At 62.9% G+C, this 14,487-nt stretch carries 16 protein-coding genes; 10 read left to right on the top strand and 6 right to left on the bottom strand.

Going from position 1 to position 14,487, the window contains the following annotated elements:
• Positions 1 to 6: 6 nt before the first annotated feature.
• The 3 genes from LVY65_RS11450 (at position 7) to LVY65_RS11440 (ending at position 3,257) form a co-directional block, all read left to right on the top strand.
• A complete protein-coding gene (locus tag LVY65_RS11450) occupies positions 7 to 1,341 on the top strand; it encodes an outer membrane protein assembly factor BamB family protein (RefSeq protein ID WP_235068381.1) in 1,335 nt (444 codons plus the stop codon).
• A 51-nt stretch (positions 1,342 to 1,392) separates the two neighbouring features.
• On the top strand, positions 1,393 to 2,745 hold the full coding sequence (gene der, locus LVY65_RS11445; protein ID WP_235068380.1) for a ribosome biogenesis GTPase Der: 1,353 nt from the start codon (positions 1,393 to 1,395) through the stop codon (positions 2,743 to 2,745).
• A gap of 80 nt (positions 2,746 to 2,825) precedes the next feature.
• Positions 2,826 to 3,257 (top strand): Hpt domain-containing protein, encoded by a 432-nt coding sequence (locus LVY65_RS11440; RefSeq protein WP_235068379.1) that lies wholly within the window; start codon positions 2,826 to 2,828, stop codon positions 3,255 to 3,257.
• Here the strand turns inward: LVY65_RS11440 and LVY65_RS11435 are convergent.
• From LVY65_RS11435 to purL, 5 genes are all read right to left on the bottom strand, one after another.
• The gene (locus tag LVY65_RS11435) at positions 3,254 to 4,555 is read right to left on the bottom strand and encodes a DUF418 domain-containing protein (protein WP_235068378.1); all 1,302 of its coding nucleotides are present in this window, start codon (positions 4,553 to 4,555) and stop codon (positions 3,254 to 3,256) included. The two genes, LVY65_RS11440 and LVY65_RS11435, sit on opposite strands and share 4 nt — an antisense overlap.
• A 37-nt stretch (positions 4,556 to 4,592) precedes the next feature.
• Complete coding sequence (gene bfr, locus LVY65_RS11430; RefSeq protein WP_235068377.1) at positions 4,593 to 5,072, bottom strand: bacterioferritin; 480 nt, start codon at positions 5,070 to 5,072, stop codon at positions 4,593 to 4,595.
• A 93-nt stretch (positions 5,073 to 5,165) separates the two neighbouring features.
• Entirely contained in the window at positions 5,166 to 5,336 is a 171-nt protein-coding gene (locus LVY65_RS11425) for a (2Fe-2S)-binding protein (protein WP_235068671.1), read from the bottom strand.
• Between the two features lie 43 nt (positions 5,337 to 5,379).
• Positions 5,380 to 5,832, bottom strand: coding sequence for a hypothetical protein (locus LVY65_RS11420; RefSeq protein ID WP_235068376.1), 453 nt, complete (start codon positions 5,830 to 5,832; stop codon positions 5,380 to 5,382).
• A gap of 113 nt (positions 5,833 to 5,945) precedes the next feature.
• Complete coding sequence (gene purL, locus LVY65_RS11415) at positions 5,946 to 8,189, bottom strand: phosphoribosylformylglycinamidine synthase subunit PurL (protein ID WP_235068374.1); 2,244 nt, start codon at positions 8,187 to 8,189, stop codon at positions 5,946 to 5,948.
• Positions 8,190 to 8,356: 167 nt separating this feature from the next.
• On the opposite strand from purL, the gene LVY65_RS11410 reads away from it, so the two are divergent.
• Positions 8,357 to 8,833, top strand: a complete 477-nt coding sequence (locus LVY65_RS11410; RefSeq protein ID WP_235068373.1) for a VOC family protein — start codon at positions 8,357 to 8,359, stop codon at positions 8,831 to 8,833.
• An 81-nt stretch (positions 8,834 to 8,914) separates the two neighbouring features.
• Here LVY65_RS11410 and LVY65_RS11405 read toward each other — a convergent pair whose 3' ends face one another.
• Complete coding sequence (locus LVY65_RS11405; RefSeq protein WP_235068372.1) at positions 8,915 to 9,310, bottom strand: hypothetical protein; 396 nt, start codon at positions 9,308 to 9,310, stop codon at positions 8,915 to 8,917.
• Between the two features lie 86 nt (positions 9,311 to 9,396).
• On the opposite strand from LVY65_RS11405, the gene LVY65_RS11400 reads away from it, so the two are divergent.
• The 6 genes from LVY65_RS11400 (at position 9,397) to LVY65_RS11375 (ending at position 14,485) form a co-directional block, all read left to right on the top strand.
• Complete coding sequence (locus LVY65_RS11400; protein ID WP_235068371.1) at positions 9,397 to 9,651, top strand: hypothetical protein; 255 nt, start codon at positions 9,397 to 9,399, stop codon at positions 9,649 to 9,651.
• Positions 9,648 to 10,382 carry a GldG family protein gene (locus LVY65_RS11395; protein ID WP_235068370.1) on the top strand — a complete coding sequence of 245 codons (735 nt, stop codon included), beginning with the start codon at positions 9,648 to 9,650 and terminating at the stop codon, positions 10,380 to 10,382. Before LVY65_RS11400 ends, LVY65_RS11395 begins: the two co-directional genes overlap by 4 nt.
• A 287-nt stretch (positions 10,383 to 10,669) precedes the next feature.
• Positions 10,670 to 11,155, top strand: coding sequence for a division/cell wall cluster transcriptional repressor MraZ (locus LVY65_RS13375; protein ID WP_235068369.1), 486 nt, complete (start codon positions 10,670 to 10,672; stop codon positions 11,153 to 11,155).
• Positions 11,155 to 12,099 (top strand): 16S rRNA (cytosine(1402)-N(4))-methyltransferase RsmH, encoded by a 945-nt coding sequence (gene rsmH / locus LVY65_RS11385; RefSeq protein ID WP_408021996.1) that lies wholly within the window; start codon positions 11,155 to 11,157, stop codon positions 12,097 to 12,099. Before LVY65_RS13375 ends, rsmH begins: the two co-directional genes overlap by 1 nt.
• The gene (locus tag LVY65_RS11380; RefSeq protein WP_235068367.1) at positions 12,096 to 12,773 is read left to right on the top strand and encodes a hypothetical protein; all 678 of its coding nucleotides are present in this window, start codon (positions 12,096 to 12,098) and stop codon (positions 12,771 to 12,773) included. The genes rsmH and LVY65_RS11380 overlap by 4 nt, the downstream gene beginning before the upstream one ends.
• A complete protein-coding gene (locus tag LVY65_RS11375) occupies positions 12,773 to 14,485 on the top strand; it encodes a peptidoglycan D,D-transpeptidase FtsI family protein (RefSeq protein WP_235068366.1) in 1,713 nt (570 codons plus the stop codon). The genes LVY65_RS11380 and LVY65_RS11375 overlap by 1 nt, the downstream gene beginning before the upstream one ends.
• Positions 14,486 to 14,487: the final 2 nt, after the last annotated feature.

Raw genomic sequence — 14,487 nt, 5'->3', positions numbered from 1 at the left:
ACTTTCATGCGTCACGTATCCCGCGTCACTTTCCTCCTACTGACCGCATCGCTGCTTGCCGGCTGCAGCACCGTCGGCGGCATCTTCAAGAAGAAGGAAAAGATCACCGTGCCGGGCGAGCGTGTCGCGGTACTGGTCAATGAAGCCGACATCGACATCGACCCGGATACGGCGGCGCTGCAGATGAGCCTGCCGACAGCGGTGGTCAACGACAGCTGGGCGCAGTCGGGGGGCAATGCGCGCAAGTCGGTCGGCCATGTCGCGCTGGGCCAGTCGCTAGGGGTCGCCTGGACCGTCTCGATTGGCAAGGGCAGCGACAAGGACGGCCGCCTGGGCGGCGGGCCAGTGGTTGCCGACGGCAAGGTTTTCACCATGGATACGCAAGGGTCGGTCCGTGCGTTCGATGCACGCAACGGCAGCCAGATCTGGTCGGCGCGATTCGGCGAAGTGGGCGACAACAGCGCGTCGATCTACGGCGGCGGCGTCGCTTATGACGGCGGGCGCGTCTACGCCACCAACGGACTTGGCTATGTTGCGGCCCTCGACGCCAACAGCGGTGCAGCGATTTGGACCGTGAAGCCGGGCGGGCCGCTTCGCGGCGAGCCGTCGGTCGACGGGGCAGCGGTCTATGTGATGAGCCAGGACAATCAGATTTATTCGCTCAAGACCGCCGACGGCACGACCAACTGGACAAATGCCGCTGCACTGGAAATTGCGGGCGTGTTTGGAGCTGCGGCTCCTTCCATCGGCCAAGGCACTGTCGTGGCCGGATTCTCGAGCGGCGAACTCAACGCCTACAGGTATGAGAACGGCCGCCAGGTATGGCAGGACGCCTTGGCGCGCACTTCGATGACGACCAGCGTCGCCTCCTTGTCCGACATCGACGCCGACGCGGTGATCGACAATGGCGTGGTCTACGCCGTCGGCCAGGGCGGCCGGATGGTCGCACTCGACCTGTTCTCCGGTCAGCGAATCTGGGAATTGAACTTCGGTGGCATCGCTACGCCCTGGGTGGCAGGCGATTGGCTGTTCGCGGTCAATGACCGGGCCCAGCTGATCGCCGTGTCACGTGCGACTGGCAAGATCCGCTGGATCAACCAGCTGCCGCGCTACCGGAAGATGAAGAGCAAGGCAGGCATGATCACCTATGTCGGCCCGGTATTGGCTGGAGAGCGGCTGATCGTCGCCGGTTCAAATGGTGCGCTGATCAATGTCGATCCGGTTTCCGGCAGCTTCCAGAGCCAGGTCGACGTCAATGACGGCATCAGCTTCCAGCCGGTGGTCGCGAACAATACGCTCTACATCCTGACTGACGGCGGGCGTTTGATCGCTTATCGGTAGCATTGTGTCCTCGCCTTCGCGGGGACACAATGGAAAGCTAACGGCCCAACCATGCCCCTTCCAACTGTCGCCATCGTCGGCCGCCCTAACGTCGGCAAATCGACGCTGTTCAACCGCCTTGTCGGAAAGCGCCTGGCGCTGGTCGATGATCGCCCCGGCGTGACCCGCGACCGGCGCGAGGGCGAAGGGCAGCTGCTGGGCCTGCAATTCCGGGTGATGGATACTGCCGGGTTCGAGGACGAGGACCCGCAGAGCCTTCCTGGCCGGATGCGTGTGCAGACCGAAGCGGCGGTTAGGGAAGCCGATGTTGCACTATTCCTGATCGACGCGCGCGAGGGGCTGACCCCGCTCGACGAGGAAATCGCCCGCTGGCTGAGAAGTCACGACACGCCGGTCATCGTCGCCGCGAACAAGGCAGAGGGCCGGTCCGGCGAGGCTGGTCGGCTGGAGGCTTTCGCTCTTGGCCTAGGCGAACCATTCGCACTGTCTGCCGAGCATGGTGAGGGGCTGGTCGACCTGTTTGAGGCAATTCGCCCGCACGTCGAGCGCGAGGAGGGCGAGGAGGCCGAGGCTGAGGATGAGGAAGGCGGGCCGTTGAAGCTTGCCATCGTCGGCCGGCCCAACGCCGGCAAGTCGACCCTGGTCAACAAAATGCTGGGAGAGGAACGGATGATCACCGGTCCCGAGGCCGGGATCACTCGGGACAGCATCAGCCTCGACTGGGCGTGGAACGGCAAGCCGGTGCGGCTTGTGGACACCGCCGGCATGAGGAAACGGGCCAAGGTCGAGGACAAGCTCGAGAAATTGTCGGTCTGGGATACGCGCAGGGCAATCGATCATGCCGAGGTGGTCGTACTGCTGCTCGACGCGACCCGCGGGCTGGAAGTGCAGGACCTCAAGATCGCCGCCCAGGTCATCGAAGAAGGACGCGCGTTGATTATCGCGCTCAACAAATGGGACGTTGCCGAGCATGCCTCGTCGCTGTTCAACGGGGTCAAGGCAGCGCTTGAGGAAGGACTGAGCCAATTGAAGGGCGTGCCGCTGCTGACGGTCTCAGGCAAGACCGGCAAGGGCATCGATCAATTGCTCGCTGCAGCATTTGAAATACGTGACAATTGGTCGTGGCGAGTGACCACCGGCGAACTTAACCGCTGGTTCGAACGCGCGATCGAGGCCAATCCGCCGCCCGCCCCCGGCGGCAAGCGGATCAAGCTAAGGTACATCACCCAGGTCAAATCGCGGCCGCCGACGTTCGTCGTCTTCGGGACCAGGGTCGATCAGCTGCCGACCAGCTACGAACGCTATTTGCTCAATTCGATGCGCAAGGAGCTGGGCCTTGGGCCGGTTCCGCTACGCATCACCATGCGCGCGCCGAAGAACCCATTCGACCAAAAAGCAAAATAACCGGTCCTTTACTCTTTCGCGGTTAGGTATGGCCGGTGGGACCGCGCCCGGACCAGGGGCGCTCAGGAGCATGAGATCAAGTGGACGACGGCTCTGACATCATCGACTGGGTGTATTTCGAGAAGAGCCGGGCAGAGCTTGGCCCGGGTTTCATCCGGATTCTCGCCTATTTCCGAGAGGACGGGGCGAAGAGCCTCGCGGCGATCGAGCAAGCCATGCATGAGCAGAACACGGTGGCGCTGGTCATCCCCGCTCACACGCTGAAGGGCGAGTCGCGCCAGTTCGGTGCGGAGCCGCTGGCAGCGGTAGCGGAGAAGATCGAGCAAACGGCCCGCTTCTGCATCGAAAGCCACCGCTTTCCCGACGAGCTGGTCCCCGACGTGGTCGAGCTGCGCCGGCTGTGGAACCGTACGGTCGAGCTGTTCGACAAGGCGACCAATCCATTGCAGAGCCGCGCTGGCGCCGGTGGCTTTGGCAAGAAGGTCGCCAACCAGGGATTTGGCCGGATCTAGGCCGGGAGCGGCAACGCTCTTCTTTTCCGCATCGGTTGCAATTTCCCGCGCGCCAGGCTGCGCCACGCCCATTCGAATGGGCCATAGTTGAATCGCTCCAGCCACGGCTTCGACCACGCCAGTATCACCAGCCAGACCAGCGGAACCAGCAGCCACGCCTGCCAGCGCGATGCCGAGCCATAGAGGCCCAGTCCCCAGCCGTAGAAAACGAACGTCGCGATGAGCGAGGTGCCGAGATAGTTGGTGAAGGCACAGCGGCCGGCGGCGGCAATGCGCTGGGCCAGCCACCCGTGCCGGCGCGACGCAAGGATGATCAGTGCGGCATAACCCAGTGCCATGATGGTGATGAACGGAGTAGCGAGGATAACGAACGCCGAAAAGACGCCGATGATGTAGAAGTTGGAAGAGATGTCATAAGCGACAATCGCCGCGCAGGCGGCGAGGCCGACCGGAATGGCGATTTTCACGACGCGTCGATAGGCGGCATCATCCCACTCACCGGTGAGGAAGCCCGAGCGAAATCCGGCCATCCCGATCAGCATCAGCCCGATCGTGTCGGGCATGAAGGCGAGCGTGTTGGGGAAGATTTCTCTCCAGTCCTTGAGATTGTCGCTTACCAGCCCAGTCCAAGGGCCGAGGTGCAGCGCCTTATCCTCGGCGATCTTGGCCGCGCTCGGGTAAAAACTGCCAAGCCCTTCATTCCACTTCTTGACGGCCTCCCGAGTAGCATTGGCGGCATGGGCCGCGACATCCGCTTGGTATTGGCTGACCATGAACATCGCGAAGATCAGCATGCCGACCACAAGGAATGCAGCACCGAGAGCGATGAGGCGCTCGACCGGAAGATGGCGGAACATGAAAGCAACGAGCCCGCTGACTGCGTAGAGCGTGAGGATATCGCCGAACCAGATCAGGTAGAAATGGATGAGGCCGAAGCCGAGCAACACCAGCATCCGCCGCACATGCACCTGCGCGCCGGAGTGGCCGGCCGCCTCCGCGCGATCAATCACCAGCAGCGTCGAGGCACCGAACAGCATCGAGAATAAAGTGCGCATCTTCCCGTCGATGACCAGCATGTTGGTCGCCCACAGTGCCAGGTCGGCACCGCGCCAGCCGCCATAGGCCGGGGGATTGAAATAGGCAGCCTCGATCATCGCGAAGGCGATGATGTTGACCGAGAAAATGCCCATTAGGGCGACGCCGCGAATAACGTCGATGCTGAAGATGCGGTCGGTTGAATCCGATGCCGGCGTGGTCACTTCTTGGCCCCCGTCACGCTGATCTGCTTCAACATCCATCCCGGAATTTGAAACAAGTTCAGGGTGGCGGCAAGGCTTACCCGTCGGCCGGCTTACTCTGCAGCTGGATATAGTTTTGGAGACCCATCCGCTCGATCATCTCGAACTGGGTTTCGAGATAGTCGATATGCTCTTCCTCGTTGCTCAATATCTCGGATAGCAAGTCGCGGCTGGGGTAATCGTGGACGCTTTCGCAATGGGCGATGGCGCCCTTCAATTGCTTCTCCGCTTCCATTTCGACCGCCAGGTCGGCGCGCAGCATTTCCTCGACCGTCTCACCGATGCGGAGGCGTCCGAGCATTTGGAAATTGGGAAGACCGTCCAGGAACAGGATGCGCTCGGCCAGCTTGTCGGCATGCTTCATCTCATCAATCGACTCGTGCCGTTCGAATTCGGCGAGGCGAGCGATACCGAGGTTGTCGAGCAGCCGGTAATGTAGCCAATATTGGTTGACCGCGGTCAGCTCATTCTTGAGCGCTTCATTAAGCAGCTCGATGACCTTCTTGTCGCCCTTCATGGCCGGCCTCCTTGAGAGGCCATCGGTCTACGCCTTGAGGAGCGGCATGGAAAGAAGGAAAGTGGCGGAAATCAGCGAAAAAGCTTGCAACTGCTAGGCAGTCGCATGTTCCGCCGCAATGATCTCTTTTGCGAATGGCAGGCATTGGCCGCAGCGCGGCTTGCGGCCGATCGCGCGATAGACAGAGCGGGTGCAGGAAGCGCCCTCGCGGGCCGCCTGACGGACTTCATCTTCGCGAATCGCATTGCAGACACAGACGATCATGGAGATCATCTACACGATAATGCGAAACATTCGCAAGACCTATTCAGGCAAACACTCGGGCACGAAGGTGGCGGGCTGCGATCAGGGCAATCGGGATCCCGACCAATATGATGTGCGCGAACAGTTGAGTCGCAATCGATAGCGGCTTGGGCGGCAGCGGGGTGTCGAAGCGCAGCGGCACGACGATCCAATTCATCGCGACATAGGTGATGAGGCCATAAATGATGCCCGACTGGATGGGCTTGTCGAGCAGCGACGGCCACTGGCGTGCGGCAAAGACGAACAGCGTCGCCATAATCGCCATCAGCGTGAAGTGGGTGAGCAGGCCCAGCGCCGACCCGGCGGCGCCCATGTCGGTCGCCTGCGGAAACGGGCCCGACGCGACGTAACGCAGCATGCCGGCAGGATCGCGCCCATAGAGCAGGGTCAGGACGATCGCGAATAAGATGTCGAGTGCTCCAGCGGTCAGCGTCGCGAGCGCAATTGTGCGAGCCATATCAATGCTCCCCCTGTGGAGGCTTGAGGCTGGCAGTGGGCGAGACCAAGTCAAGCGGGCGAATGGCCTAACGTCGCTATCCAGTGGCCGAGCGTCATCCGCTCCGGGGGCTCTTACAACTCACCCTGCATCAACGCGGGGAAGAAGCCTTCGTGCGCCGATCGGAGATCGGCCAACGAAAGTGATTGCCGGCCGCCGCGATCGACAAGGTCGAATACCAGCTCATCCCCGCCGGTGAGCCCGATTTCCACCGCGAACAACTGTGCTTCGTTGGCGAGTTGCCGAACCTTCTCAGGGTCGCATGTCGATACGACGTAGCGACCCTGATCCTCGCCGAAAAGGATCGCGCCAGCATTAGGAATCTGTGGGACAATCGTCATGGTCATGCCAATATTCGCTGCAAGCGCCATCTCGGCCACAGCGACGGCAGCTCCGCCATCGGAGCAATCGTGGATTGCGTTGACGACGCTCTCCCTGGCAAGACGGCGAATGAGTTCGCCCGCACGCTTCTCGACAGCAAGGTCGACTGCAGGGGGCGCACCGTCGCGACGGCCGTGACAAACTTCCAGCCATAGCGATTGGCCGACCTGACTATCGCTATGGCCGATGAGCACAAGGTATTCGCCCTCCCCGTACGCAATCCCAGCGTTCTTTCGCCAATCCTCCAGCAATCCAACGCCGCCGATGGCGGGGGTAGGGAGAATAGCGCTGCCTCCGCCGGTGGCCTTGCTTTCGTTATAGAGGCTGACGTTGCCGCTAACGACCGGAAAGTCGAGGGCGCGGCAGGCGTCGCCCATGCCTTCGAGGCAGCCGACGAACTGCGCCATGATCTCGGGCCGCTGCGGGTTGCCGAAATTGAGGCAGTTGGTGACCGCAAGCGGCCGCGCGCCGACCGCGCAGAGGTTGCGGTAGGCTTCGGCGATCGCCTGCTTCCCGCCCTCATAGGGATCGGCGTAGCAGTAGCGCGGGGTGCAGTCAGTGGTGATTGCAAGTGCCTTATTCGTGCCATGGACGCGAACCACGGCGGCGTCACCGCCGGGGCGTTGCACGGTGTCGGCGCCGACCTGGCTGTCGTATTGCTCCCAGATCCAGCGCCGCGAGGCGAGGTTGGGGGAGGCCATCAGCTTGAGCAGGTCCGCGGCGATGTCGGTGCTCTCGGGAATGTCGCCGAGCGGCCTGACCTGGGCCCAGGACTTATACTCGTTGCGGCTCAAATGCGGCCGGTCATATTCGGGAGCGTCGCCGGCCAGCGGTCCGAGCGGAATGTCGCACACTACCTCGCCGTCGAATTCGAGCACCATGTGGCCGGTGTCGGTCACTTCGCCGATCACCGCGAAATCCAGCTCCCACTTTTTGAAGATTTTCTCGGCCTCGGCTTCGCGGCCGGGCTTCAGCACCATCAGCATCCGCTCCTGGGATTCGCTGAGCATCATCTCATAGGGCGTCATGCCCTCCTCGCGGCATGGCACCATGTTCATGTCGAGTCGGATGCCGGCGCCTCCCTTGGAAGCCATTTCGACCGAGGAGCTGGTGAGGCCGGCGGCCCCCATGTCCTGGATGGCGACGATCGCGTCGGTCGCCATCAGCTCGAGGCAAGCCTCGATGAGGAGCTTTTCAGTGAAGGGATCGCCGACCTGGACGGTCGGGCGCTTCTCGTCGCTATTCTCGTCGAAATCGGCGGAGGCCATAGTCGCGCCATGGATCCCGTCACGTCCGGTCTTGGAGCCGACGTAGACGATCGGATTGCCGATGCCGGTCGCGGCCGAATAGAAAATCTTGTCGGTGCTGGCGACGCCGACGGTCATGGCATTGACCAGGATGTTCCCGTCATAGGCGGCATCGAAATTGACCTCGCCGCCGACCGTTGGAACGCCAACGCAATTGCCGTAGCCGCCGATGCCCGAGACGACGCCGGCGATGAGGTGGCGCATCTTGGGATGGTCGGGCCGCCCGAAGCGCAGCGCATTCATGTTGGCCACCGGCCGTGCCCCCATGGTGAAGACGTCGCGCAATATACCGCCGACCCCGGTCGCCGCGCCCTGGTAAGGTTCGATGTATGAGGGGTGGTTGTGGCTCTCCATCTTGAAGATGGCGGCCTGGCCGTCACCGATGTCGATTACGCCGGCATTTTCGCCGGGGCCGCAGATCACCCAGGGCGCCTCGGTCGGCAACTTCTTCAGGTGAACACGTGAGCTTTTGTAGGAGCAATGCTCAGACCACATCACCGAGAAGATGCCGAGTTCGACCAGGTTCGGCTCGCGGCCGAGGGCGTGCAGGACGCGGTCATATTCTTCCGGCGAGAGACCGTGCTCGGCGACGATTTCGGGGGTGATGGCGGGGGCTTCCAAAACACTCATGCGCGGCCCCTTAGCCGCGATGCGGCTCCGGGGCTAGCGGGCGCTTTACGGCGAACGGCGACGTGGGCGCGTTGGCTGCCATTTCAGCATGAGTCGTTGAATTGCTTCCGCCACAGTCGCGGCGGATAAAGCACCCGGCGGAGGGGACTCGGACAAGGAGGCAAAGCATGCCCAAACCAATTCCCGAAGGATATCACAGCGTCACGCCCTACTTGATCGTCGACGATGGCGCGAAGGCGATCGAATTTTACAGGAAGGCGTTCGGGGCCGTGGAGAAATTCCGGCTACCGATGGGCGACCGGATCGGCCATGCCGAAATCAAGATTGGCGACAGCTATGTCATGCTGGCCGACGAATTCCCCGACATGGGGCATTTTAGCCCCAAGGCGCGCGACGGAACCACCGTCAGCCTGCTGATCTACGTCAACGACGTCGATTCCGCCTTCCAAAAGGCGGTCGATGCGGGCGGGACCGAAAAACGTGCCGTCGAAAACCAATTCTATGGCGATCGTGCGGGAACTCTGGAGGATCCGTTCGGCCACCAATGGACGTTGGCGACCCACGTCGAGGACGTGCCGGAAGACGAGCTCCAATCGCGAATGAAGCAGTGGAGCTCCAAGCAGAAGCAGTCGGAACTGGCCTGAACTGAAAAGGCCCCCGGCCTCGGGTACCATCAACGCAATAGCTTGATGGGTGTCCCTGCGCCGGGGGCCTCTCCTTAAATTCTAGACGTGGCAGACCTGCGTGCCCTTGCCGGGCAGGGTGACGGTGATGCTGCTTTTGGTGGCCTCGCCGGTCAGGGCATAGCCGCCCTCGGCGAGCAGTTGCGTGCTCGCCGGCTTGCCGTCGACCGGTGCGGCCGGCTTCAGATGGGTCTGGGCCGTGCCCTCGCCATGGACATAGGCGCCCTTGCCGCCCTGGAGCCAATCGATCGTGACCAGGCCATTGTCCTTGCAGCGGTAGGTCTTGCTGGAGGCAATTGCCGGTGGCAGTTCGACCGGCGCGGCCTTTGCCAGCTCTTCCTTCATCGGGTCGGGCTGTTCGCCACCGACGATGGGTTCATTGTTGCAGGCGGCGAGCGCCACGGCGCCCAGGGTGATGAGAGTGAGCTTGCGAATCATGACTGTGCCCTTTGGCGATAGCGACATCCCGCGTAAAGCCTTTGCCTTCGTTGCAAAGGATCACTGCTGGGCATAGGTTGGCACTCATGAGCCGTGTCGACAAGGAAGAACGGATTCAGCGCATCCGGATCGGCCTGACCGGACTGGCGTTTGTGTTCCTGCTCGTCCTGCTCGGAACAGCGATCAGCCGATCGGGTGACGATGCGCTGACCACGAACGCACAAAACGAGCTTGCGGTGCCCAAAGAACCGAACGAGCCGCTGGCCGAGATCGGCGCGGCGCCAGGCACCGGGACATCGACAAACGAATCGTCCGAACCGGAAGACACGAAGGCTCCGTGAACCGAAGGACGCTGCCGGCCGCCGTCGTCGTCATCGTGCTGGCGGGCGCCGCGGTAATCGGCGTCGGCATGAAGGGCGCACAGGTGCCGGCCCCTCGCGCGCCAGCAGAACGGCCGACACTGGCCCTGCTTACCAGCCTGCCATTGGTGTTTGGCGAAAGCTTTGGCCTAGAAAGCGGCGGATCGGCGGCGCTTAGGCGGCTGGAGCAGCGTTATAATGTGCTGCCAATCGGGGTGGCCGACGCTGCCAGCCTGGGCGGCCAGAAGTTGCTTTTGATGGCCCATCCGCGCGCGCAACCTGCCGAAGCGCTGGTTGAACTGGACCAATGGGTGCGCAGGGGCGGGCGGGTGCTCCTGCTCGCCGATCCGCGACTCGATTGGCCAAGCGAACGGCCGCTCGGCGACAAGCTGCGCCCGCCTCCGGCATTTGCCGACACCGGCCTTCTGCAGCATTGGGGCCTTCACCTCAGCGGGCCCGATCCCGAGGGGCCAGCGTCGATTGTCAATGGCGACCTGACCATTGCCGCGTCGTCCCCCGGAAAGTTGGAGAGCCGGAGCTGCGTCATTGCCGGTGGCGGGTTCGTCGCCCGTTGCCGAGTTGGCAAAGGAGCCGCGACCGTGATCGCCGACGCCGATTGGCTGAATGTCGAGGGGGAAGGGTCTCTCGAAGGCTCGACCGAGCAAAATCTGGACCTGCTCGTTATCGAGCTGGCGAGACTGGAAAGCCGCTAGGGCAGGCGAGTCCCGCACCATTGCCAACAATCTTATCCACAGGGTCGCTCAGTAAGAACAGGCATGGAACAAGGCGTTAAGAAAGCCTGAAAAACCGTTGAAAATCCGCCACAGGGCATGAATTCCCACGATATGGCATCAAAATCCATTGTATCCCGCCCGCGCTTGAGTTACCAACACTCATAGTAGCGCGGGGCAAACCTGTATTGAGTCGAACAGGTCGCAGAGCGCACGGGGAACCGTGCATTCTGCGAACGGGGGAGCTTTGCCGCGCCGAGGGGTAGGACGTGGCATTAGAGCATCTGTTTCAGGGCAGTGCTTTGAACGCGGTGGACGCGAAGGGTCGCGTCTCCGTGCCCGCCTTCCTGCGCTCCGTCATCGAACGCCGAGGCGACGCCCGCACCATCGTCCTTGCCAAGCATGACGCCTTTCCCTGCCTCAGCGCCTATGACCCCGCCTACGCCGCGCTGAAGCATGAAAAGATCGAGCGCCTGCTGGAGAAGCAGGAGACCGACCCCGCCGCCGAGCTGGACCATGCGCGCCGGACAATGATGGCGTTCGGGGCCACCGAAGAAGTTCCCTATGATTCCTCCGGCCGAATCATCGTGCCCCCGATGATGCGCCGGAAGGGCCAGCTGGAAGACCTCGCCCTGTTCATCGGCGTCGGCGAGACCTTCCAGCTGTGGAACCCGAAGCTGTTCCTGGCCGACAAGAACGTGCCCGAGGACATGAAGGATATTGCCCGCTTCCGCTTAGAGGAGCGCGGGCTGTGATCGACAAGGCATCCCATCTGCCGGTCCTGTTAGACGAGGTCGTAGAGGGTCTCGCCGTCGTCCCCGGCGAGACCCTAGTTGACGGCACTTTTGGCGCAGGTGGCTATACGCGAGCTCTCCTTGGGAGGGGGGCGGGACGGGTGATCGGCTTCGATCGCGATCCCGATGCGATCGCGAAGGGGCCGTCACTCGTCCCTGATCCGCGCCTGCTGCTGGTCCAGGAACGCTTTAGCCAGATGGATCGGGTGCTTACCGAGCGCGGCTTGTTGCCGGTCGACGGCATCGCCCTCGACATCGGTGTTTCATCGATGCAGCTCGACCAGGCCGACCGGGGCTTTTCATTTTCGAACGACGGTCCCCTCGACATGCGTATGAGCCAGTCGGGGACGAGCGCCGCAGATTTCCTCAACCATGCCGACGAGGCCGAAATTGCCCGGGTCCTCAAGGAATATGGTGAGGAGCCGCGCGCACGCGCGGTTGCCCGCGCCATCGTCGCTGCAAGGCCGCTTACCCGAACGGCCGAGCTGGCGGCGGTGGTGCGCAGGGCATTGGGCTATCGCCAGGGACAGAAGAGCGATCCGGCGACCCGCACCTTCCAGGCCATTCGGATTCATCTCAACGCCGAGCTTGACGAGCTGGAACAAGGGCTCCGCGCCGCCGAGCGGTCGCTTCGTCCCGGCGGCCGCTTGGCGGTGGTTACCTTCCACAGCCTTGAGGACAGGATCGTCAAGCGCTTCCTCCGTACTCGCAGCGGCGCAACGCCCGCCGGATCGCGCCATCGCCCGATGGCCGCTGCCGGCCCCGCGCCGACATTCGAACAAGTTGCCAAGCCGGTCTCACCTTCCGAGGCCGAGCTGGCCCGAAACCCGCGCGCGCGCTCGGCGCGTCTCCGTACCGCGGTCCGCACCGCGGCGCCCGCGTGGGACCAGGAGAAGGCCGCATGAGCGCGCGCGGATTTGGATCGGTGCTGTCGGCGGGCGCAGTGGTTGGCGCGGCGCTTGGCTTCTACCTCGTATCATTGCGCGTGGCCTCGGAGCGCGCTTCGCTGGAAGAGGTGGAGACCCGCATTGCCATGACCCAGCGCGACATCCGCCTTCTGCAGACCGAGATCGGAACGCGCGGACGGCTGGCCCAGTTGGAGCGGTGGAATGTCAGGTTCATCCGCCTGTCGGCGCCCAATGCCGATCAGTTCGTCGACGGCGGATTCCAGTTGGCGACGCTCGTCGCGCCGCAACAGAAGCCGGCGATCGAAGCACCGGTGGTGCTGGCATCGGCGCCTGTAGCTGACCAAGCGACCCAGCCGACACTGACGGGCGATGCGGACGTGCCCGATGCTTCATCACATGCATCGCGCCCGGTCAGCGAGATGATGCATGTCGCCAGCTACAGCCTTCCGGAAAAGCCAGCAGCGGCCAAGCCGACGGAGTCGAGGCCGATCACGGTCTCCACTGCAAAACCGATGAAAGCCGCCGCTGCGACGAAGCCGGTGAAAAGCGCGACGGCTGATCCGCTATCGCCCTTGCCAGGAACAAAGGCCAAGGCCAAAGGCACTGCGCCCGCGGCATCCGCCGCAGGGATCAGCTCCAAGCCACAACCCAAGGACAGCGTAACCGACTGATGAACGCCCCGACGCCCGCTCTCGTCGCACGGCCCGAGCGGCTCCGTCTGGTCGGACAGCGGCGGCAGATCCTCGCGCTGATGCACCAGCGGCTGATGTTCGGAATGCTGGTTTATGGCGGGATCATCGCCATCATCGCGCTTCGGCTCATCTATCTTGCCGCATTCGGCGATCATGCCGGCCGCAAGGGCGGAGAGATCGACCTGACCCCGGAGCGCGGTGACATCGTCGACCGCGACGGCCAGGCGCTGGCGCGGACGATCGACGCCTGGACCATCGGGCTGCAGCCATCAAAGGTGATCGGCAACAGGCTCGACCTCGCCCGGAAGATGGCCGAATTGATGCCAGAGAAAGACGCGGCCGCCTACCTGGCGATGCTGCGTTCCAATCACAGCTTCTATTATCTCCGCCGTCGCGCGCCGCCCGGGCTGGTTTCGGCGATCAACGCACTCGGCGAGCCGGGACTGGCACTCGAGCGCGAGCCAGATCGTCTCTATCCGCAAACCAGCCTTGCGGCGCACGTCGTCGGTTTCACCGACGTCGATGGAAAGGGAAATGCCGGCATCGAACGCGCATTCGATGAGCAGCTGCGCGATCCCGCTCGGCGTGGCCAGCCGATCGTCCTGTCCATCTCCAGCCGCATCCAGCAGGCGCTCGAGCACGAGCTGAACGAGGCGATGACCCATTTCTCGGCCATCGGCGCTGCCGGAGTGATCATGGACATTCATAGCGGCGAGATACTGGCTATGACCTCGCTGCCACAGCTTAACCCCAATGCCGCCGGGCAAGGCACGCCCGAAGCGCGGTTCAATCGGGCGACGCTCGGCGTCTACGAGCTTGGCTCTACCTTCAAGCCATTCACGGTGGCGATGGCGATGGACTCGGGCGTAGTGAAGTCGATGGGGCAAATGTATCCTTGTCCGGACGCGCTCCACGCCTTTGGCCACACGATCACCGATACCCACCCGTTTGGCCGAGCCTGCTCGGTATCCGAAATCATGATGCGAAGCTCGAACATCGGTACGGCCCAGATCGCCGCCCAGCTGGGCAAACCGCGGCAGGAGGCGTTCCTCAGGAAAATGGGCTTCCTCGACAAGGTCAATGTCGAGTTGATGGAACGCGGGCGGACCCTGACGCCGGGCAGCCGCTGGGGCCCGTTCGAAACGATGACCGTCGGTTTTGGACATGCCATCGCTGTCACCCCGCTGCACCTCGCAACTGGTTATGCGACTTTGTTCAATGGAGGCATCTATCGACCCGCCACGCTGCTGAAGGTCGGGCGCGATCATCCGGCGGGAAAAGGGCACCGGGTGTTTACGGAGGAAACCAGCTACAAGATGCGGGCTCTCCTCCGCCTGGTGGTAACCAACGGGACCGGCAAGAAGGCTGACGCCCCAGGCTATCGGATCGGCGGGAAGACCGGCACTGCCGAAAAAATCGTCGGTGGGCGCTATACTTCGGCCGCAGTGGTGACATCGTTCGCTGGCGTGTTCCCGATGGACGAACCGCGCTATGTGATCGTCGTCATGCTCGACGATCCCAAGGCCACCGCCGAAACTTATGGATTCCATACTGCGGGCTGGAACGTCGCGCCGGTCGTTTCCAAGACCGTCAGCCGGATCGCGCCGATGCTGGGCGTGCGCCCCGACATGAATCGTGAGCCCAACATGGCCGAGGTGTTGCCCTTCGTTCAAGAAAAAGCGGAGCAATAATC

The sequence above is a fragment of the Sphingomonas cremea genome (genome assembly GCF_021502585.1).
Classification (GTDB): Bacteria; Pseudomonadota; Alphaproteobacteria; order Sphingomonadales; family Sphingomonadaceae; genus Sphingomicrobium; species Sphingomicrobium cremea.
Note: the sequence above shows the minus strand (reverse complement) of the source record. Positions and strands in the feature narration are given on the sequence as shown.

Coding starts and splice junctions, on each gene's coding strand:
- LVY65_RS11450 (WP_235068381.1), top strand. CDS start 7: ATGCGTCACGTATCCCGCGTCACTTTCCTCCTACTGACCGCATCGCTG.
- der (WP_235068380.1), top strand. CDS start 1,393: ATGCCCCTTCCAACTGTCGCCATCGTCGGCCGCCCTAACGTCGGCAAA.
- LVY65_RS11435 (WP_235068378.1), bottom strand. CDS start 4,555: ATGGATGTTGAAGCAGATCAGCGTGACGGGGGCCAAGAAGTGACCACG.
- bfr (WP_235068377.1), bottom strand. CDS start 5,072: ATGAAGGGCGACAAGAAGGTCATCGAGCTGCTTAATGAAGCGCTCAAG.
- LVY65_RS11425 (WP_235068671.1), bottom strand. CDS start 5,336: ATGATCGTCTGTGTCTGCAATGCGATTCGCGAAGATGAAGTCCGTCAG.
- LVY65_RS11420 (WP_235068376.1), bottom strand. CDS start 5,832: ATGGCTCGCACAATTGCGCTCGCGACGCTGACCGCTGGAGCACTCGAC.
- purL (WP_235068374.1), bottom strand. CDS start 8,189: ATGAGTGTTTTGGAAGCCCCCGCCATCACCCCCGAAATCGTCGCCGAG.
- LVY65_RS11410 (WP_235068373.1), top strand. CDS start 8,357: ATGCCCAAACCAATTCCCGAAGGATATCACAGCGTCACGCCCTACTTG.
- LVY65_RS11405 (WP_235068372.1), bottom strand. CDS start 9,310: ATGATTCGCAAGCTCACTCTCATCACCCTGGGCGCCGTGGCGCTCGCC.
- LVY65_RS11400 (WP_235068371.1), top strand. CDS start 9,397: ATGAGCCGTGTCGACAAGGAAGAACGGATTCAGCGCATCCGGATCGGC.
- LVY65_RS11380 (WP_235068367.1), top strand. CDS start 12,096: ATGAGCGCGCGCGGATTTGGATCGGTGCTGTCGGCGGGCGCAGTGGTT.
- LVY65_RS11375 (WP_235068366.1), top strand. CDS start 12,773: ATGAACGCCCCGACGCCCGCTCTCGTCGCACGGCCCGAGCGGCTCCGT.